We start from the raw sequence: 17,525 nt of genomic DNA, 5'->3' as shown, positions 1-17,525 counted from the left end.
CCCGGCCACCGCCGGAATCGGACCGAACTACTGCTGACCGGAGACGAATCCGGACTGGGCCGAAAAAGGCTGCTGAGCCGGAGCGGACCACGCGGCCGGAGCCGAGTACGCGCCCGGAACCGGCGGGAAGCCCGGCTGCGCGGTGGGCGCGACGGTGGTGACCGCGGCGGCCGCGCTCGCCTCGGCATGCTGGACGCCGGCCACGAACAGCGCGCCCGTCAACACCAGGAACGCCAGCGTGTGGAGCACCGCGCGGACGATATTCCAAGTCACCCATGAGCTTTCGAACTGCGAGCGCACCGCCGCCAGATCCGGGATCTGCCCGACGTCACCGGCATTGGCCAGCTGATTGTTGAGCGGCACGTTCAGACCCGAGGTGACGAAGAAGGCGATCACATTGAGAGCCAGCGCGACCCCGATCCAGATCAGCGTGGTGCGGTTGTCCTTGCCCAGGTGCAGGGCCGCGGCCAGCACGGTGAAGCCGACCGTACCCATGAATCCGAGCATGAACCACGGATTGATGATGACCACGTTGATCTTCTGCATGACATCGATGAAGGTGCGGTCGTCGGACTGGCCCAGGGCCGTCATCACCGAGGTCGCGTAGGCGTAGAACACCCCGGCGATCAGTCCGGTGGTCAGCGTCGCCGCCACCAGCGCAGCGGTGCGAAATGCGAACATGGTTCTCTCCTGATTGGATCTGCCACCCGTGTTCTTCCCGGGCGATCGACTACGTCCAGTCAATCGCCGGCGGGCACGGAAACCCATGGCTCAGAAGCTCGCACGCATGCGCAGGGGTCCAACAGGCACGGGCAGTACCAGGATCGGCGAATCAGAGGTCGCGTTCGGAAATGACGCCGGACTGCATGGCCAGGTTGGCGAGGCGGACCCGCTTCTGGTTCTGCGGGAGGTCCTCGACACCGAACTTCGCGAACAGCGCGCGGAGGTGGGTCTTGATGGCGTCGACGCTGAGGAAGAGTTCCGCCGCGATCTGCTGGTTGGAGGCGGGTGAGGCGAACCCGTCATTGCTCCGGAGCGGCCGGCAGAGCGCGACCAATACCGACCGCTGGGTTTCGGTGAGCGAGCGCAGCGTCGGCAGCCCGCCGGTGGAGGTCTGCGTGACATCGCCTGCGGCGCCGCTGAAGTCGTGGAAGGTGACCCGCGAGGTACCCATCCGGATGACGTCCCCGGGCTGCAGACGATGGCGGCCGACCAGGCGATCCCCGTTGACGAAAGTGCCGTTGCGGGAAAGGCCGTCGTCGACGATGGTCCAGTGCGCGCCCAGGTACTCGGCGGTGGCATGCAGCCGCGACACCTCGACGTCCCAGAACAGGGACAGGTCGGCCTGAGGCGATCGCCCGATGGTGATTCGCGGCTGGTCAGGGGACAGCATCAGCTCATGCTGACGTCCCTCTTGATCCTTGACCCGGAGGAAGGAACCGTGGAAAGCGGTCACTGCGCCGATACCTCTTCTCTACTTCCAGCCAGTGACATCGTCCGCACGTTTCAATGGTGCCTGGCCTCCCCGGCACTAGCAAGATCGCAGTCGATCCCCCTGTTATACGCAAAGCGTATGAAGAAAACCACTGCCGCCCGGGCACGCACGAAACACCCGGACGGCAGTCGAATCGGCGACTAGTCGGACAACTAGTTCTTAGCAGCGGCCTTGTTGTAAGCCTCGGTGATGTCAGCGGAGATACGACCACGAGCGGACACCTTGTGACCATTCCGGCGTGCCCATTCGCGAATGGCCGCGCTTTGTTCGCGATCGATCGACACCCGGTTCTTCGGGCCCGCGGCCGGAGCACCGGCCACCTTGGTACGACGCCGGCCACTCACGCGCCGAGCGGCCGAAACCCAACTGTCCAGACCCTCCCGCAGCTTGGCCGCATTCTCCGTCGACAAGTCGATCTCGTACGAGACGCCATCGATTGCGAACTCGATGGTCTCGTCCGCGATGGACTCACCGTCGACATCGTCGATCAAGCTAACGGTGACCTTCTTTGCCATGAGATGAACGTCCTCTCGAAATCGTGCGACCCGCATAGTCAGGCCGATTACCCGACGCCAGAATACCGCTAATTCCGATAGTCCCAGAACAGGGCCCGGAAATGCAATCCGGAGAACTATCGGGCTACCGGACGCACAATTGGAAAGAGTATCGTTTCCCGGATTCCCAGGCCAGTCAGGGCCATCAGCAAACGATCGATACCCATACCCGTTCCGGTTGTGGGAGGCATACCGTGCTCCATCGCGGTGAGGAAGTCCTCGTCCAGGCGCATGGCCTCCTCGTCACCGGCCGCGGCCAAACGCGCCTGATCCATGAAACGGTCCCGCTGGATCACCGGATCCACGAGTTCGGAATAGCCGGTGGCCAGTTCGAAGCCGCGCACGTACAGGTCCCACTTCTCGGTAACCCCGGGCTTGCTCCGATGCTGGCGCGTCAGCGGCGATGTCTCGACCGGGAAGTCCCGTACGAAAGTCGGCGCGTACAGCTTGTCACCGTAGACGTGCTCCCACAGTTCCTCGACCAGTTTGCCGTGCCCGTAGCCCTTGCCCTCCGGAATTTCCAGACCGACCCGGTCCGCGAGTGCCAGCAATTCCTCGACCGACGTTTCCGGGGTGACCTCGGTACCGATCGACTCCGACAGCGACGGGTACATCTCCACGGTCGCCCACTCGCCGGACAGATCGTATTCGGTGCCGTCGGCGAGCGTCACGACCTGCGTGCCGTAGACCTCCTGCGCGACTTCCTGGATCAATTCCCGCATCATCGTGGCGGAATCGTCGTAGGTGCCGTACGCCTCGTAGGTTTCCAGCATTGCGAACTCGGGCGAATGGGTCGAGTCCGCGCCCTCGTTGCGGAAGTTCCGGTTGATCTCGAAGACCTTCTCGATGCCGCCGACCACGCAACGCTTCAGGAACAGCTCCGGAGCGATGCGCAGGAACAGCTCCATATCGAGCGCGTTCGAGTGCGTGGCGAACGGACGGGCCGCGGCGCCGCCGTGAATGGTCTGCAGCATCGGGGTCTCGACCTCGAGGAAACCTCTGCGCTCCAACGCATTTCGCAGCGCGCGCACAGCCGCGACGCGGGTGCGGGCCATCTCGCGGGCCTCCGGGCGCAGGATCAGGTCGACGTAGCGCTGGCGGACGCGCGACTCCTCGCCCATCTCCTTGTGTGCCACCGGCAGCGGGCGCAGCGACTTCGCCGCCATCTCCCACGTATCGGCCATCACACTCAATTCGCCCGTGCGCGAGGCGATCACCTCGCCGTGCACGTACACGAAGTCACCCAGGTCGACATCGGACTTCCAGGCCGCCAGCGACTCCGCGCCGACGCCATTGAGGCTGATCATCGCCTGCAGCTTGGTGCCGTCGCCCTCCTGCAGGGTGGCGAAACACAGTTTGCCGGTATTTCGGACGAAAATGACGCGCCCCGCAATCCCGACCGTCTGACCGGTCTGGGTGTCGGCCGCCAGATCCGGGTACGCCTCGCGAATTTCACCGAGGGTGTGGGTGCGGTTCACCACCACCGGATAGGCCTCACGGCCCTCCTGGAGCAACCGCTCGCGCTTCTCGCGGCGAATCCGCATCTGCTCGGGAACGTCGTGCTCCACGGGGGCCGCCGCGGCACGCTTTTGCCCAGCAGGAACGGGGTTGCTCGAGGGAGAAGAAGGAGTGGAGGTGCTCACGGGTCTCAAGACTATCCTGCGGCGGAATTTCTTTTTTCCGCCGCCTCCCCGCCGCTTCGGCTACAGCCAGGCGAGGGTCGCGACCTCGCGTTCGAAGTGCGGGGCGGTGACCGCGGCGGTCAGCAGCCCCGCCGCTTTCAAGGCCTGATATCCGCCCTCGAGATCGGTGGCGCGGCGCAGGCCCAGCTGTTGCAGGGAGGCGGCGGCCAGGCTCGAGGTGTATCCCTCCGAGCAGACGATGATCCATTCCATGTCGTGGTGCTCGGCCATGGCCAGACGCGCGGAACTCGACGGATCCAAACGCCATTCCAGGACATTTCGCTCGATCACCAGGGCGCCCGGCAGGGTGCCCTCGCGCATCCGCTGCGCCTGCGGGCGAATATCCACCAGAATCGCGCCGCGGGCGATGGCCTGCGGGATTTCGATCGGAAGCAGCCGACGCAGCTGCCCGCGGGCCTGGGCGAGCATGCCGTCGATCGTCATGTGGGTCATTCGAGTTCGCCTTCGGGCTGGTCGGTGAGGACGGAACGGGTGCGCCGCAGGGTGCCGTGGCCGGTGACCTCGTAATAGGACATGGCCGTCAGCGGCGGGGAATAGGCGTGCACGCTCAGAGTCGGATTCAGCGGGCCGGTGATGCCGGCCTCCGCCTCGGGGGCACGCACCACGTCGTGCACCCAGCCGAGCGGGAAAGAGGCCTGATCACCCGCGGTGAGGGTGCGGCGGCGCAGGTCCCGGCCGTTCCAGCGGTATTCCGACAGCGCGCCGGAGAGCACGGTCAGCGCTCCCAGCGAGCCGGCGTGGTCGTGCAGTTCGGTGTATTTGCCCTCGACCCAGCTGATCAGCCAGATGTCCACCTCGTCATCGGCGACAAGCCTTGTGGCCCAGCGGTTTTCGGTGGGCCACAGGCCGCCGTCGGGCAGCAGGTGGTCGTAGCGGCCCTCCAGCACGTCCTGGGCGCCCTCGTCGGTCAGGCGCAGCAGGTCGGCCGGACGCAGCCGGGTCGGCAGGGCGGAGGCGGTGGCCCGCTCGGTGACCTCGGGCAGGAGCGGCGAGGCGGCGGCGCGGATATCGACAGGGAGGGAAAAAACAGAGGAACGCATGAGCGAAACTCCAAGAAGTGTGTTTGTGGTCGGGGGCTATACGAAGCCTCGACGACCGTCGAGGCGAATCAGCCTCGACAACACTCCTGGGTGCTCATGCGGAAATACACGTCGGCGAGTCTAACAGCGGTCCGCCGGGAATCACCAGGGCTCCCGGCGACGACTGCGTCACTTTTATTCCAGCCGGTCTGTTCAGGGCCGGGCGGCGCCCGGCTCGGACCGGGACCGGCGCTGCTGATTGCGCTCGTAGACCAAGCGCAGGCCGTCCAGTGTCAGATGCGGCTCGTGATGCTCGATGGTCTCCGACTCCGGCACGATCAGCGGCGCGGTCGCGCCCGTCGCCACCACCGCCACATCGTCGCCGGAGAAGGCGTCGATATCGCGAATGCGATCGATCAGGCCGTCCACCAGGCCCGCGAAACCGAAAATGGCGCCCGACTGCAGGCACTCCATGCTGTTCTTGCCCACCACCGACCGCGGGCGGGTCAGCTCCGCGCGGCGCAGCGCACTGCGGGCGATCAGCGCCTCGGTGGAAATCTCAACCCCGGGCGCGATACTGCCGCCGAGGAATTCCCCCTTGGCCGACACCAGATCTACACAGATGGCCGTCCCGAAATCCACCACGATGGCCGGCGAGTGGAAACGGTGATATGCCGCGAGACAATTCACGATGCGGTCCGCACCGACCTCCTTGGGATTGTCCACCAGCAGCGGAATACCCGTGCGCACACCGGGTTCCACCAGCACGTGCGGGACATGAGCCCAATAGCGGGACAGCATTTCACGCAGCTCGCGCAGCACCGGCGGCACCGTGGACAGCGCCGCGACGCCCACCACCTGTTCGGCGTCCGCGCCGATCAGGCCGCGCACCTGCAGCGCGAACTCGTCCGCGGTCAGCAGCGGATTGGTGTGCATCCGCCAGTGCCGCACCAGCTTCGCGTGGTCTCCGCTGCCGGAGAACAGGCCCAGCTCGATGCTGGTGTTGCGGACATCGATGGTCAGCAGCATGGCCCGCCGCTCAGGCCAGCGAGAGCGAACGCGGCGAGATCAGGTCGGACCCCTCCGGGGCGTGCGCTGGATCGGTGCCCAGCTCGACCGGGCGATTGCGCTCGTCGACGAAGACCACGTGCGGGGCGTAGTTCTTCAGCTCGGCCTCGTCCATCATGCCGTAGGCGATCAGGATGACCAGGTCGCCGGGATGCACGAGATGCGCTGCGGCACCATTGATTCCGATCACGCCGGACCCGCGCTCGCCGGCGATCACATAGGTCTCGAGGCGGGCCCCGTTGGTGATGTCGACAATGCTGACCTTCTCGCCCTCGAGCAGGTCGGCGGCATCGAGCAGGTCCTGGTCCACGGTCACCGAACCCACGTAGTGCAGATCGGCGTGAGTCACCGTGGCGCGGTGGATCTTCGACGTCATCATGGTGCGCAACATCGTCGTCGCCTTCCTAGAGAGCTGCCTGGGCAGGCTGATCGGGGGCAGTGGGGTGGCCATCGAGCGGCTTGCCGATGGAGACGGGCATGTTGTCGATCAGGCGGGTGGTGCCGACCCGGGCCGCGACCAGCAGCCGGGCATTACCGGTCGGCCACTGCTCGGAGAAGTCCGCACCCCGCAGGGCCAGATAGTCGACCTGGATGTCCGGCGCGAGATCCAGCACCGACTGCGCGGTCTCCAGCACGGCCTCCGGACCCCGGCCCGCCGCGTGCCGGCCGGCCAGCAGCGCCGCCGACAGGGTGGTGGCCAGGTCGCGCTCCGCCGCGCTCAGGTAGCGGTTGCGGGAGGACTTGGCCAGCCCGTCCGCCTCGCGGACGGTCGCCGCCGGCACGATCTTCACGTCCATGTTCAGGTCGACGACCATCTGCCGGATCAGCGCCAGCTGCTGGTAGTCCTTCTCGCCGAAGAACGCCTCGTGCGGCATGCAGATATTGAAGAGCTTCGACACGACGGTCAGCACACCGGAGAAGTGGCCCGGGCGGGTCGCGCCCTCGAGGATGTCGCCGTAGGGACCGGCCTGCACCGTGGTGCGGGTGCCGAACGGGTGCATGTCCTTCGCGCTCGGCGCGAACACCAACTCCACGCCCTCGCCGCGCAGCAGCTCCACGTCCGCATCCAGGGTGCGCGGGTACTTGTCGAGATCCTCGTTCGCGCCGAACTGCAGCGGGTTCACGAAGATCGACACGATGACCGTGGTGTTGGTCAGCTTCGCCAGCCGCACCAGCTCCAGATGGCCCTCGTGCAGCGCGCCCATGGTCGGCACCAGCGCGACCCGGCGGCCCACCGACCGCAGCGCCTTCACGACCTTGGTCATGACGGCCGGATCGTGCAGCACGGTCAGCTCGCCGCGCTTGTACGTGCCAATCAGCTTGGGGTCCATGGGCGTCAGTGTCCTTTCTCCAGCAGATCGATCAGGGCGGGATTGGTCTTGGCGCGCTCGGCCGAACGCAGCGACAGGGCGCGATAGCCCGCGGCCAGCCGGGGATTCAAGGCTTCGAGAGCGTCCAGATGCGCGGCCACCGCGGCCACATCGCCGCGCGCCACCGGACCCGTCAACGCGGCCGGGCCGCGGCGCAGGGCATTGTCGAGGGCGGCCGAGGCCAGCGGCGCGAGCATGCGCTCGGCCAGGCCGTTCGGCTGATCGTCGACCGTCTGCTGACCCAGCAGACCCGGACCCGACAGCGCCGCGCGCAACGCCTCGACCGCATCCACGATCAAGGTCACCAGATGGTTGCTGCCGTGCGCGAGAGCCGCGTGATAGAGGGTGCGGTTCTCCTCCGCGACCCGCACCGGCTCGCCGCCCATCTCGATCACCAGCGACTGCCCGATGGCATAGCCGATGTCGTCGGCGGCGGTCACACCGAAGCAGGCATTGGCCAGGCGCGCCACATCCTCGTCGTGTCCCGTGAACGTCATGGCCGGATGAATCGCCAGCGGGAGCGTGCCCAGCGCGGTCAGCGGCGCCAGCACGCCGACCCCGTTCGCACCGGACGTGTGCACCACGATGGTGCCCGCGCGCACCGCGGTCGCGGCCGCCAAACCCGCGACCAGACCCGGCAGTTCACTGTCCGGCACCGCGAGAATCAGCAGCTCACTGCGGGCGGCCACCTCCTCGGCGGGCAGGATGCGGGAATCCGGCAGGCGTGTGGTGGCACGACGCACCGAGGCATCCGAAATCGCGGAAACCCCGAACACGACATGACCGGCACGCTCGAGTGCCACACCCAGCGCGGATCCAACGCGTCCCGCCGAGACGATTCCCACCGTCAAGCGTGCAGGCGCAGGATCGGTCCCGCAGACATCCTTGTCCGAGGTCACTTTGTCCTCTCGAAAGTCGTTCCAGTCCCGCCTTGCGGGTACCGGACGTTACTCGAGCGAGGATATCGCCGCCGATTCGCCAGAGCTACCCACTGTGGGATAGGCAACTCTCGCGACTCTCGGGGGCGCTGCCCCCGACCCCCGGTGGACTTCCGGTCAGTTGCTGTTCTCGGACTTGAGATTGGCCATGATCTCGGCGACCGAGAGGCGGTGGGTGCCTTCGGCGCCGGCGTCGTCCTCGGAGCGGCGACGACGGCGGGTGGTGGCGCGGCCCACCGGGGCCGAGGGGGTGGGGTCGGGGGTCAGGCGCGGGACGGGGCCGTTGGTGGCGGTGCCATTGGCAGTGGCGCTGCCATTGGTGGCGGTACCGCCAGTGGCGGGCGTACCGCCGTTGGCGCCGGCGCCGGCACCGGCGTTGGTGCCGGCATGGCCATTGGCCGCGGGGGCGGCGGCGGATTCGTTGGCGGCCTCCGGGTTCGGGGGCGGGGTGGACGAATCCGGTTCGGCGGCTGCGCGTTCGGCCTCGTAGTCCTGGCGCATGGCGTCGGTGATGATCGACGTCTCGGCGGTGACCGGGTCGTCGAAGGGGGTGGCGAAGGCCGGCGGTTCGGGGTGCGCGGGATCGAACTTCGGGGCCATGCGGGCGCGCGGGTCGTCGTCGTCCTCGGCCTGGTCGGGGGACGACCACGGGTCCCAGGGATCCGCGTCCGGCCAGTTATCGTTCGCCGCCTCGGGGGCCGAACCGGCCTCGCTGCTCGGAAGTTCTTGGACCCGAACGGCATCCGCACGCAGGGCCGGACGCTCGGAGGGCAGATCGCCGTCGAACAGTCGCTGCAGGCTCTCGCGCAGGACCGTGAGTTCGGCGCGCAGCGCGGCCATCTCCGCGGCGTCGGCGCCGACCTCGTGGCGGACCCGGGTCTCCACGCCGAGCTCGTATTCGCGGCGGGCAGCAACCTCGCGCTCCAGCTGGAGTTGGTAGACCTTCTGGAGGTCACCCACTTTCGCCTTGTCGACGGCCGCCTCCCTGCGATAACGGGTGGCCGCGAGCGCGCCGATGGCGGCCGCCCAGAGGGCCGCGACCAGGCCCACCCGGATCAGGTGGAGGTTGTCACTGAAGACCAGGAAAACGCTGGCAACCAGTCCGAGGAGAAGCAGAAAGCCGGTGAAGAACTTTCCCGCATCCTCCCGGCGGCGACGGGAAGCACTGCTACGGGAGGGTGAAACCATGTCCGCCAGCGTAGCTTGATCTCGGGAGTGCGGTCCCCACCTTGGCGATGATCAGCGCCAATCCGTTAGCTATGAAGTAGCTGCCTCATCGGGCGGCTCGATGGGAGCGCGGCAGCAATACTCCAGCCACAGGGCCGCTGCCACCAGGGCCACCCCGCCCAGCAGACCCACCACCGCGCCCGGCGTATCCGAAGCCGCCGCGCGCAGATCCGAGCGCTGCATGAGCAGCCACACCAGGAAACCCAGCCAGATCCCGCCCACCAGCGACCCCACCTGCGCCGACGCCTTCGCCAGCGCCACCGCCCGGGCCGCCGTGATCGCATGCAGTTGCCCCGAACCGGGACCGATCCCGTGATTCTCCTTACGCTGCCGAATCACGAAGGCCAGCACCGCCTCGAGCAGCGCCACCGGCAACAGCGAGGCGCCCGAGAACACCGAGATCGGCGGGAAACTCGAATACGCCATATTGGTGGCGACCCAGGCCACGATCGCCGCCAGCAGCACATTCGCACACAGATCGAGAATGCGGGTCGGCTTCACCGCAGCAGCTCCGGCGTCACGGCGTCCAGCCCAGCGTCAGCTCGGTGCGGCGCACCCCGCTCACCTCGGCGGAATCCAAGGCGGACAGCCACTCGCGCAGCGTGCGCAGTGCGCCGGTCGCCTCCAGCTCCGCCTCGGGATCGATCTCCAGCCACGGCACCAGCACGAACGCGCGATGGTGGGCCTGCGGATGCGGCAGCGTCAGCACCGGATCCAGGCTGCGCACCACCACCCGGCCGTCGCGTCGGCGCGACTCGGCCTGCACCACGTCCACATCGAGAGTGCGTGCGCCCCAGCGGACTTCGCGGATCCGGCCCGCGGCCTGCTCCAGCTCCTGCCCCAGGCGTAGCCAGTCCGAGGGCTCCATGGCCGGATCCTCGGCCACCAGCACCGCATTCAGGTAGTCCTGCTGCGGCACCCCGCCCCACGGCGGGGTCGAGTACACCGACGAGACCGCCACCACGCGCGGGCCCAGCGCCTCCACGACACTGCGCAGATGCGCCAGCCGGTCACCGAGATTGGATCCGATCGACAGGACAACGCGGGTCACCGCTCTACTCCTCCGGTTCGCGACGACGGGACGTGACTACACGGACGTCTTCGAAGGTATGGGGAATCGGCGCGAAAGGCTTGTGCAGCACCACTTCCACGGCCTGGATGCGCGGATCGGCCATCACCTCGTCGGCGATGGCCGAGACCACCGTCTCGATCAGATCCTTCGGCTCCCCGGCCACGATCCGCACCACCTGCTCGGCCAGCTCGCCGTAGTGGACGGTGTCGGCGATGTCGTCCGACTTCGCGGCAGCCGTGAAATCCGTCCACAGCGTCAGATCCACGACGAACTCCTGACCGTCGCGCTTCTCGAAGTCGAAGACACCGTGATGGCCGAAGACGCGCAGCCCGCGCAATTCGATACGGTCACCCGGCAATTCGATGCGGTCACCCGGTGATCCGGCGCGATGGATGCTCACGGGCGCTCCCCCGTCTCCCGGACATACCGCTCCCGCAGGCGCCGGGCCGCATTGGTGGTCGCGTCGACCACCGCGATGGCGTCCAGCGACGATCGGACATCGTGCACCCGCACACCCCAGGCGCCGTGCTCGGCGGCCAGGGCGGAAATCGTGGCCGTGGCGACCTCGCGGCCGTCCGGCGGGCGCGGGCCCTCGGCATCGGCCAGCAGGCCGCCGAGAAATCGCTTGCGGGAGGCGCCGATCAGGATCGGCAGGCCCGCGTCCATCATCTCGGTCATGCGATAGAACAGGCCGCCCAGCAACTCCCAGTTGTGGTCGGCGTTCTTGGCGAAACCCAGACCCGGGTCCAGCACCAGCTGCCCGAAATCGACACCGCCCGCGAGGGCGAACTCGACCTGCGCGTTCAGCTCCTCCCAGACCTTGGACACCACATCGTCGTACTGCTCGGCGGGACCGGCGTGACGGTAGTCCGCCTCGGCCCGCCAGTGCATGAGGATCCATGGGATCCTGGTCGCCGCAACGACTTTCACCATGTTCGGGTCGGCACGGCCGCCCGACACGTCATTGACCATGGACACGCCCGCCGCGATGGCGGCCTCGGCCACGCTCGCCCGCATGGTGTCCACGCTGGTCGGGACCCCGGCCGCGGCCAGCTGCCGGATCACCGGAACCACCCGCGCCGCTTCGGTTTCCGGGTCGATGCGAATCGCACCGGGCCGGGTGGACTCGCCGCCCACATCGATGATGTCCGCGCCCATCTCGTACAGCTCGAGACCGTGCGCCACCGCCAGACCCGGATCCAGGTACCGGCCACCGTCGGAGAACGAGTCGCTGGTGACGTTCACGACGCCCATCACCACGCACGAGCGGCCCCCACGAGGAACAACCAGGTTGGCCCCCCGTGTACCGCTCTCGGCCATGGTCGGTGCGCTCACTTTCGCAGAATGAGATCCAGGGCCTCCGCGCGCGAAGAGGCGTTGGTCTGCAGCAAGCCGCGCACCGCCGAGGTGGTGGTGGAGGCGCCCGGCTTGCGGATACCGCGCATCGCCATGCACAGATGCTCGGCCTCGATCACCACGATGGCGCCGCGCGGATCCAGCTTCTCCATCACGGCATCGGCGATCTGGCTGGTCAGCCTCTCCTGCACCTGCGGCCGCTTGGCGTACAGATCGACCAGGCGGGCCAGCTTGGACAGTCCGGTCACCCGGCCGTGCGGGCCCGGAATGTAGCCGACGTGGGCGACACCGTGGAACGCCACCAGGTGGTGCTCACAGGTCGAGTACATGGGAATGTCGCGAACCAGCACCAGCTCCTGGTGCCCCTCCTCGAAGGTGGTGTTGAGCACCTCGGACGGATCGGTGAACAGTCCGGCGAACATCTCCCGGTAGGCCCGAGCCACCCGGGACGGGGTGTCGGCGAGCCCGGGACGATCCGGATTCTCGCCGACCGCGATCAGCAGCTCCCGCACGGCAGCCTCCGCACGGTCCTGATCGAACGGTCGACCGGTGTCGAGCGCGATCAGGCCGGACACGACACGATTGTTGGTGGCCGACAATCGACACCTCCTGTGTTGACTTGCCGCACATGCACACGCGGCGTGGACGCGGTCGCCGAACCACTCGGGCGGATCCGGACGGGGGGCGTTCACCCAGCGTCCGAACCCCGCCCGAGGCGGGCCGCGAACCCATTGAGCCTATCGGGACCGCGGTCAGCGACGACCGTTCGGTCCGTCCCAACCGTTCTTCTCGTCCTCGTCATTCCCGGACGCCGGCTGCGCGGCCGGGTGCTCGGGCTGCGAGTAGCCCGGCTGATACTGGGCGCCCGGCTGATAGCGCTGGTTGCCCGCGGGCGCCCAGCCGCCGTACGCGCCGCGCGGCTGCGGGGCCTGGGCCTCGTCCTCCTGCGGCGGCCAGCCCGGCGCCGACCAACCGGCCGGGGCGCCGTAGTCCGGACGCGAACCGTGCGTCGGCGCACCGTGCCGCGGATAGGCCGGAGCCTGCGGCAGCGGATAGCCCTGCGGCGCGGGCGCCGGATAGCCGCCGTACTGCGGCTGCGCGGAGCCGTAGACCGGTTCCGGATAGCCGTTGGTGGGCTGCACCACCGGATGCGACGGCCGCGAATTGTCCTCCGGCCACGGCTCACCGCGCTCGGCGGCCAGCTCGCGCGGGGTCTTCACCGGCGGGCGGTCGGACGGGGTGCGGTCACCGAAATCGTTGAAAGCCGTGATGCGCGGCCGCTTTTCGACCGTCGTCAGCACTTCCTCGAGATCCTTGCGGTGCAGGGTCTCGCGTTCCAGCAGCGCGGTGGCCAGGGAGTCCAGCTCGTCGCGGTACTCGTTGAGCACCGCCCACGCCTCGGTGTGCGCGGCCTCGATGAGGTTGCGCACCTCCTCGTCGATCTCGCGGGCCACCTCGTGCGAGTAGCTCGAGGCCATGCCCATGGACCGGCCCAGGAACGGGTCGCCCTGCTCCTCGCCGTAGCGGACCGCGCCCAGGCGGGCGCTCATGCCGTACTCGGTGACCATGGCACGCGCGATCTTGGTGGCCTGGTCGATATCGGACGAGGCGCCCGTGGTCGGCTCGTGGAACACCAGCTCCTCGGCCGCGCGACCACCCATGGCCATGACCAGGCGGGCGATCATCTCCGAACGGGTCATCAGGCCCTTGTCGTCCTCGGGCACCGTCATGGCGTGACCGCCGGTGCGGCCGCGAGCCAGGATGGTGACCTTGTAGACGGGCTCGATATCGGGCATCGCCCAGGCGGCCAGGGTGTGACCGGCCTCGTGGTAGGCGGTGATCTTCTTCTCGTGCTCGCTGATCACCCGCGACTTGCGGCGAGGGCCGCCGATGACACGGTCGACCGACTCCTCCAGGGCCGCACCGGTGATCACATTGCCGTGTTCACGCGCGGTGAGCAGCGCGGCCTCGTTGATCACATTGGCCAGGTCCGCACCCGACATGCCGACGGTGCGCTTGGCCAGACCCTCCAGGTCGGCGTCGGTCGCGATCGGCTTGCCCTTGGAGTGCACCTGCAGAATCGCGCGGCGGCCGTTCAGGTCCGGGTTGCCGACCGGGATCTGCCGGTCGAAACGGCCCGGGCGCAGCAGCGCCGGGTCCAGGATGTCGGGCCGGTTGGTGGCCGCCATGATGATGACGCCGGTGCGCTCACCGAAGCCGTCCATCTCCACCAGCAGCTGGTTCAGGGTCTGCTCGCGCTCGTCGTGACCGCCGCCCAGACCGGCGCCACGCTGGCGGCCGACCGCGTCGATCTCGTCCACGAAGATGATGCAGGGGCTGTTCTGCTTGGCCTGATCGAACAGATCGCGCACGCGGGAGGCGCCGACACCGACGAACATCTCGACGAAGTCCGAACCCGAGATGGTGAAGAACGGCACCCCGGCCTCACCGGCAACGGCCTTGGCCAGCAACGTCTTACCGGTACCGGGCGGACCGTAGAGCAGCACGCCCTTGGGGATCTTCGCGCCCAGCGCCTGATACCGGGCCGGGTTCTGCAGGAAGTCCTTGATCTCGTAGAGCTCTTCGATGGCCTCGTCGGCGCCCGCCACATCCTGGAAGGTGGTCTTGGGCATGTCCTTCGACAGCAGTTTGGCCTTCGACTTGCCGAAGCCCATCATGCCGCCACGGCCGCCGCCCTGCATGCGCGCCATCACGAAGATGAACAGGCCCAGCAGAATCACCATGGGCAGCATGAACAGCAGAATCTGGCTCAGCCAGGAATCCTGCTTGACAGTGGTGTTGACCTTGGCGCCGGAATCCTGCGCGGCCTTGAAGACCTGCGCGGACACCTCGCCGCCGCCCGGATACTTGGCGATGAGCTTGGTCTCGCCCTTGGTGGCATCATTGCCGTTCTTCAGCGTGATGCGCAGTTGCTGTTCTTTGTCGTCGATCTGGACCGAATCGACATTCGACTTGTCCTGGAGCTGGGAAAGCGCCACCGAGGTATCGACGCTATGCCAGCCGCGCGTGTCGTTGCTGAAATAGCTGACCAACCAGATCACGAGCAGGAAGCCCGCGACTATGGCCAGGTTGCGGAACACAGTCTTGCGGTTCATAGAGCGTCGGCCGGCGGCCAGTCCTTTCCGGGGGGTGTATCCGGTTTGCCTGCGATGCTTGCGTGGCACGCCCGTTCCGGCGAACGGATGCGGACATGCCACGTTACCGCGTACGGTCTAGTCGTTACATCGCGCAGTTCGGCAGCTAGTGCAGTTCAACAGGTAAACGGCTGGAGAACGCGGGTGGTTCCCCGACCATCTGCGGCAACACACTGGGTCGATCACCCCCTGGTGTCGGACCGAGTGGTCACAATCATGGCATGGTCGTCTCATCGTGAGTGACGACACAACAGAGCGCAGGGGGTATGGACATAGTCGAGCTACGGACACCCACAGCGATTGTGCGTCATGGCAACGGGCGTTTGACGGTGCTGCGGCCTGGAACCGACGGCGAGCGCGTGCTCGACGTGCCGGTAAGCGACCTGCTCAAGGTGCGTTTGAACCGGCGCGCCGATGACGCCGTCGTCATCGAAATATATTTGCGCTACCCGACCCCCGTCCTGACCGGCGTCCCCGCCGACCGGACCCCGCTGCCGGTGCTCATCGCCGAGCACGATGTGCCCGCCGCCACCGTCATCGTCGAGCGCATCAACAATCAGATCCTGGCCACCCAGCGACTGGACGTGGCCGCCCCCGACCTCACCCCGCCCGCGCCCTCCTGGGGACGCAGCGGACCCGCCCGCGCGGACGTGGATCGCGCGGTACGCCGGATGACGCCCAAGCGGGACGCCAAGGCGGCCGTCGCCGCGCTGCAGCGCTATGTCACCCCCGGCGAATACGTGCTGGAGACCGCCCTCGTCACCGCGCAGGCGCCCGCTCCCCGGGCCACCGGACTGCTCGCGATCACCACCACCCGGATGATCTTCGTCTCGCTGAGCTCGGGCAAGCGTTTCGCCCATGAGCTACCGGTGGCGACCCTGCTGTGGGCACGCACCACCGACGACGCCGAGGCGCCGGGCGCTGTGCTCGCCGAATACGGCGTCGAGGTCAGCGACGGCAATCTGACCTGGCATTTCACCGGCACCGACCGGGCCGACACCGATCGGGTAACGGGCGCTTTGAATTTCGCCATCCAGCGCGAGGTGGCCGACGGCGCCGCCGGGCCGGCGGATCCGGGCGTGGCGAAGCTGTACTCCGAATGGGAATTGCTGGTCGAGCGGCATTCGCTCGGGATGGTCGACGACGCGCAGTTCCAGCGGTACGGACGCGGAATTCTCCGGTCCCTGCCCGATTGAGCACCGAGCGGATCGAGTGAAAAGGGTTGGGGGTCAAGCCCCCCGAACCCGACCGGCTCATTCGTCCGGTTGCAGAGCGATACGCCGCCACGGACTGGTGGGGCGCATCCACAGGCGCAGCAATTCCATCCGCCGGTCCACGCCACCGGATTTCAGTTCCGCGAGGTCCTCGCACGCCTGCCAGTAGGTCCACCCGGCGAGATAGGCATCGCCGAATTGCCGCCAGTTCCGGTATTTCCGCTGGGCCGGGGGCAGTGCGCGCATGAGGTAATCCCAGGCGACATCGGCGTCGAGGTAGCCCGCTGTATAGGCCATGCGGGCGACGGCGACCACGCGGGCCAGATCCCAGGCCTGGATATCGGTGGGCAGCGGGCGCACCAGATGGTCGGTGAGGCCGAGTTTGATGGCCTGCGACCAGATGTCGTAATCGCGGACCAGCGCTTCCGGATTCTCCATGCCCCGGAACGAGCCGACCTGCCGCAGGAACGCGCGGTGCCGATCGGCGCGCTCGCCGAAGCGATCCCGTTCAGGGGAGTTGATGGCCGCCATGACGAGTGGATGCACGAGCGCGTAGAGCGGACCGTGCATACCGTCCAGCAGCTGTTCCATCGAGGCCATGGCCTCGGTGCCGTCGGTGATGCCCCAGGCGCCGGTGAGGGTGTCGATGGCAAGTTCGCGGCGATCACCGAGGGGATGGTCGCGTTCGGGGCCGAGCAGCAGGGCGTCGTGGAAGGCGTCCCAGCGGGAGGAGTAGAAGCCGCCGAGCGAGAGGGCGCGCAGTTCGTCGTCGGAGACCTGCGCACCGGACCAGTGATCGTCCTCGCGCTGGTCCAGCTCCGGGTACGGAAAAGTCGTCAGCGTGGGCACGTCGCGGGCAGCCATACCCCGATTGTTCCCCATCGATCTTGGAGTGGCCCGCTATTCGCCGATCGCGTGTGCCACACCGGCCGCGTCGGGTGCGAATAATCGGCAAACCATTCGGTTCGGAATTCCGGCGGCCACTGTGCGACATTCTCACGGGCGCGGCGCGACACACTCACGCAATTGTCTGAATCTTGCCCTGTCACAGCGGGTAATCGGGCGCTAACCTCTGGGGGCATGAGTGGGAACATCACCCTCCTCCGCGGGCTGAGTCCGGCCGCCACGGAGCAGGAAATCTACGCCGCGGCGCAGGAATACGTGCGCAAAGTCGGCGGGGTGTCGGGATTGACGACGGCCACCAAGGCCGCAGTGGACAAGGCGGTGGCCGCCATTGCCGCGGCCACCACGCAATTACTGGCGGAATTACCGGAGCGCCGGGCCTCCGAAGGCGAGCCGCCCACCCGGCGACGCGCCGCCCGGGACACCGTCGCGGAGGAAGCGAGCTGACACT

Annotated in this window: 20 protein-coding genes; 2 read left to right on the top strand and 18 right to left on the bottom strand. The window is 67.6% G+C overall.

What is annotated here, in order from left to right; all coding sequences use genetic code 11:
* Positions 1-27: 27 nt before the first annotated feature.
* From ACFXKA_RS00375 to ftsH, 17 genes are all read right to left on the bottom strand, one after another.
* Positions 28-681 (bottom strand): DUF1772 domain-containing protein, encoded by a 654-nt coding sequence (locus tag ACFXKA_RS00375; protein ID WP_379425135.1) that lies wholly within the window; start codon positions 679-681, stop codon positions 28-30.
* Positions 682-832: 151 nt separating this feature from the next.
* Positions 833-1,456 (bottom strand): FHA domain-containing protein, encoded by a 624-nt coding sequence (locus ACFXKA_RS00370; protein WP_379425133.1) that lies wholly within the window; start codon positions 1,454-1,456, stop codon positions 833-835.
* Positions 1,457-1,647: 191 nt separating this feature from the next.
* Positions 1,648-2,010, bottom strand: a complete 363-nt coding sequence (locus ACFXKA_RS00365; RefSeq protein WP_354831422.1) for an Lsr2 family protein — start codon at positions 2,008-2,010, stop codon at positions 1,648-1,650.
* Between the two features lie 116 nt (positions 2,011-2,126).
* Positions 2,127-3,593 (bottom strand): lysine--tRNA ligase, encoded by a 1,467-nt coding sequence (lysS, locus tag ACFXKA_RS00360; protein ID WP_364606782.1) that lies wholly within the window; start codon positions 3,591-3,593, stop codon positions 2,127-2,129.
* 159 nt (positions 3,594-3,752) lie between these two features.
* Entirely contained in the window at positions 3,753-4,175 is a 423-nt protein-coding gene (locus tag ACFXKA_RS00355) for a rhodanese-like domain-containing protein (protein ID WP_354831679.1), read from the bottom strand.
* A gap of 5 nt (positions 4,176-4,180) precedes the next feature.
* A complete protein-coding gene (locus ACFXKA_RS00350; RefSeq protein ID WP_354831425.1) occupies positions 4,181-4,792 on the bottom strand; it encodes a cysteine dioxygenase family protein in 612 nt (203 codons plus the stop codon).
* 192 nt (positions 4,793-4,984) lie between these two features.
* Complete coding sequence (locus tag ACFXKA_RS00345) at positions 4,985-5,800, bottom strand: type III pantothenate kinase (protein ID WP_354831427.1); 816 nt, start codon at positions 5,798-5,800, stop codon at positions 4,985-4,987.
* 10 nt (positions 5,801-5,810) lie between these two features.
* The gene (gene panD, locus ACFXKA_RS00340) at positions 5,811-6,230 is read right to left on the bottom strand and encodes an aspartate 1-decarboxylase (protein WP_354831429.1); all 420 of its coding nucleotides are present in this window, start codon (positions 6,228-6,230) and stop codon (positions 5,811-5,813) included.
* 13 nt (positions 6,231-6,243) lie between these two features.
* The gene (gene panC / locus ACFXKA_RS00335; protein WP_379425130.1) at positions 6,244-7,170 is read right to left on the bottom strand and encodes a pantoate--beta-alanine ligase; all 927 of its coding nucleotides are present in this window, start codon (positions 7,168-7,170) and stop codon (positions 6,244-6,246) included.
* Positions 7,171-7,175: 5 nt separating this feature from the next.
* Positions 7,176-8,108, bottom strand: coding sequence for a DUF2520 domain-containing protein (locus tag ACFXKA_RS00330; RefSeq protein WP_354831433.1), 933 nt, complete (start codon positions 8,106-8,108; stop codon positions 7,176-7,178).
* Between the two features lie 156 nt (positions 8,109-8,264).
* Positions 8,265-9,335 carry a DUF6779 domain-containing protein gene (locus ACFXKA_RS00325; protein WP_379425128.1) on the bottom strand — a complete coding sequence of 357 codons (1,071 nt, stop codon included), beginning with the start codon at positions 9,333-9,335 and terminating at the stop codon, positions 8,265-8,267.
* Between the two features lie 69 nt (positions 9,336-9,404).
* Positions 9,405-9,875, bottom strand: coding sequence for a DUF3180 domain-containing protein (locus ACFXKA_RS00320; protein ID WP_354831436.1), 471 nt, complete (start codon positions 9,873-9,875; stop codon positions 9,405-9,407).
* 16 nt (positions 9,876-9,891) lie between these two features.
* Positions 9,892-10,425, bottom strand: a complete 534-nt coding sequence (gene folK / locus ACFXKA_RS00315) for a 2-amino-4-hydroxy-6-hydroxymethyldihydropteridine diphosphokinase (protein WP_379425126.1) — start codon at positions 10,423-10,425, stop codon at positions 9,892-9,894.
* Positions 10,426-10,429: 4 nt separating this feature from the next.
* Positions 10,430-10,846: a dihydroneopterin aldolase gene (folB, locus tag ACFXKA_RS00310; protein WP_354831439.1), complete on the bottom strand. Its 417-nt coding sequence runs from the start codon at positions 10,844-10,846 to the stop codon at positions 10,430-10,432.
* Positions 10,843-11,766, bottom strand: a complete 924-nt coding sequence (gene folP / locus ACFXKA_RS00305; RefSeq protein WP_379425854.1) for a dihydropteroate synthase — start codon at positions 11,764-11,766, stop codon at positions 10,843-10,845. The genes folB and folP overlap by 4 nt, the downstream gene beginning before the upstream one ends.
* A gap of 11 nt (positions 11,767-11,777) precedes the next feature.
* Positions 11,778-12,377, bottom strand: coding sequence for a GTP cyclohydrolase I FolE (folE, locus tag ACFXKA_RS00300; protein ID WP_379425124.1), 600 nt, complete (start codon positions 12,375-12,377; stop codon positions 11,778-11,780).
* 177 nt (positions 12,378-12,554) lie between these two features.
* On the bottom strand, positions 12,555-14,918 hold the full coding sequence (ftsH, locus tag ACFXKA_RS00295) for an ATP-dependent zinc metalloprotease FtsH (protein ID WP_379425122.1): 2,364 nt from the start codon (positions 14,916-14,918) through the stop codon (positions 12,555-12,557).
* Positions 14,919-15,286: 368 nt separating this feature from the next.
* On the opposite strand from ftsH, the gene ACFXKA_RS00290 reads away from it, so the two are divergent.
* Positions 15,287-16,153, top strand: coding sequence for a hypothetical protein (locus ACFXKA_RS00290; protein WP_379425120.1), 867 nt, complete (start codon positions 15,287-15,289; stop codon positions 16,151-16,153).
* 57 nt (positions 16,154-16,210) lie between these two features.
* Here the strand turns inward: ACFXKA_RS00290 and ACFXKA_RS00285 are convergent, their stop codons facing one another.
* Positions 16,211-17,035, bottom strand: coding sequence for a DUF1266 domain-containing protein (locus tag ACFXKA_RS00285; RefSeq protein ID WP_354831449.1), 825 nt, complete (start codon positions 17,033-17,035; stop codon positions 16,211-16,213).
* 216 nt (positions 17,036-17,251) lie between these two features.
* Here ACFXKA_RS00285 and ACFXKA_RS00280 point away from each other — a divergent pair, with 216 nt between their 5' ends.
* On the top strand, positions 17,252-17,521 hold the full coding sequence (locus tag ACFXKA_RS00280) for a DUF2277 family protein (RefSeq protein WP_356998658.1): 270 nt from the start codon (positions 17,252-17,254) through the stop codon (positions 17,519-17,521).
* Positions 17,522-17,525 lie beyond the last annotated feature (4 nt).

This window comes from Nocardia sp. NPDC059228 (assembly GCF_042754245.1).
Taxonomy (GTDB): Bacteria; Actinomycetota; Actinomycetes; order Mycobacteriales; family Mycobacteriaceae; genus Nocardia.
Note: the sequence above shows the minus strand (reverse complement) of the source record. Positions and strands in the feature narration are given on the sequence as shown.

Excerpts from the sequence above, each read along its gene's own strand:
- ACFXKA_RS00375 (WP_379425135.1), bottom strand. The coding sequence starts at position 681 with ATGTTCGCATTTCGCACCGCTGCGCTGGTGGCGGCGACGCTGACCACC.
- ACFXKA_RS00365 (WP_354831422.1), bottom strand. The coding sequence starts at position 2,010 with ATGGCAAAGAAGGTCACCGTTAGCTTGATCGACGATGTCGACGGTGAG.
- lysS (WP_364606782.1), bottom strand. The coding sequence starts at position 3,593 with ATGCGGATTCGCCGCGAGAAGCGCGAGCGGTTGCTCCAGGAGGGCCGT.
- ACFXKA_RS00355 (WP_354831679.1), bottom strand. The coding sequence starts at position 4,175 with ATGACGATCGACGGCATGCTCGCCCAGGCCCGCGGGCAGCTGCGTCGG.
- ACFXKA_RS00350 (WP_354831425.1), bottom strand. The coding sequence starts at position 4,792 with ATGCGTTCCTCTGTTTTTTCCCTCCCTGTCGATATCCGCGCCGCCGCC.
- ACFXKA_RS00345 (WP_354831427.1), bottom strand. The coding sequence starts at position 5,800 with ATGCTGCTGACCATCGATGTCCGCAACACCAGCATCGAGCTGGGCCTG.
- panD (WP_354831429.1), bottom strand. The coding sequence starts at position 6,230 with ATGTTGCGCACCATGATGACGTCGAAGATCCACCGCGCCACGGTGACT.
- panC (WP_379425130.1), bottom strand. The coding sequence starts at position 7,170 with ATGGACCCCAAGCTGATTGGCACGTACAAGCGCGGCGAGCTGACCGTG.
- ACFXKA_RS00325 (WP_379425128.1), bottom strand. The coding sequence starts at position 9,335 with ATGGTTTCACCCTCCCGTAGCAGTGCTTCCCGTCGCCGCCGGGAGGAT.
- folP (WP_379425854.1), bottom strand. The coding sequence starts at position 11,766 with ATGGCCGAGAGCGGTACACGGGGGGCCAACCTGGTTGTTCCTCGTGGG.
- ftsH (WP_379425122.1), bottom strand. The coding sequence starts at position 14,918 with ATGAACCGCAAGACTGTGTTCCGCAACCTGGCCATAGTCGCGGGCTTC.
- ACFXKA_RS00285 (WP_354831449.1), bottom strand. The coding sequence starts at position 17,035 with ATGGCTGCCCGCGACGTGCCCACGCTGACGACTTTTCCGTACCCGGAG.
- ACFXKA_RS00280 (WP_356998658.1), top strand. The coding sequence starts at position 17,252 with ATGAGTGGGAACATCACCCTCCTCCGCGGGCTGAGTCCGGCCGCCACG.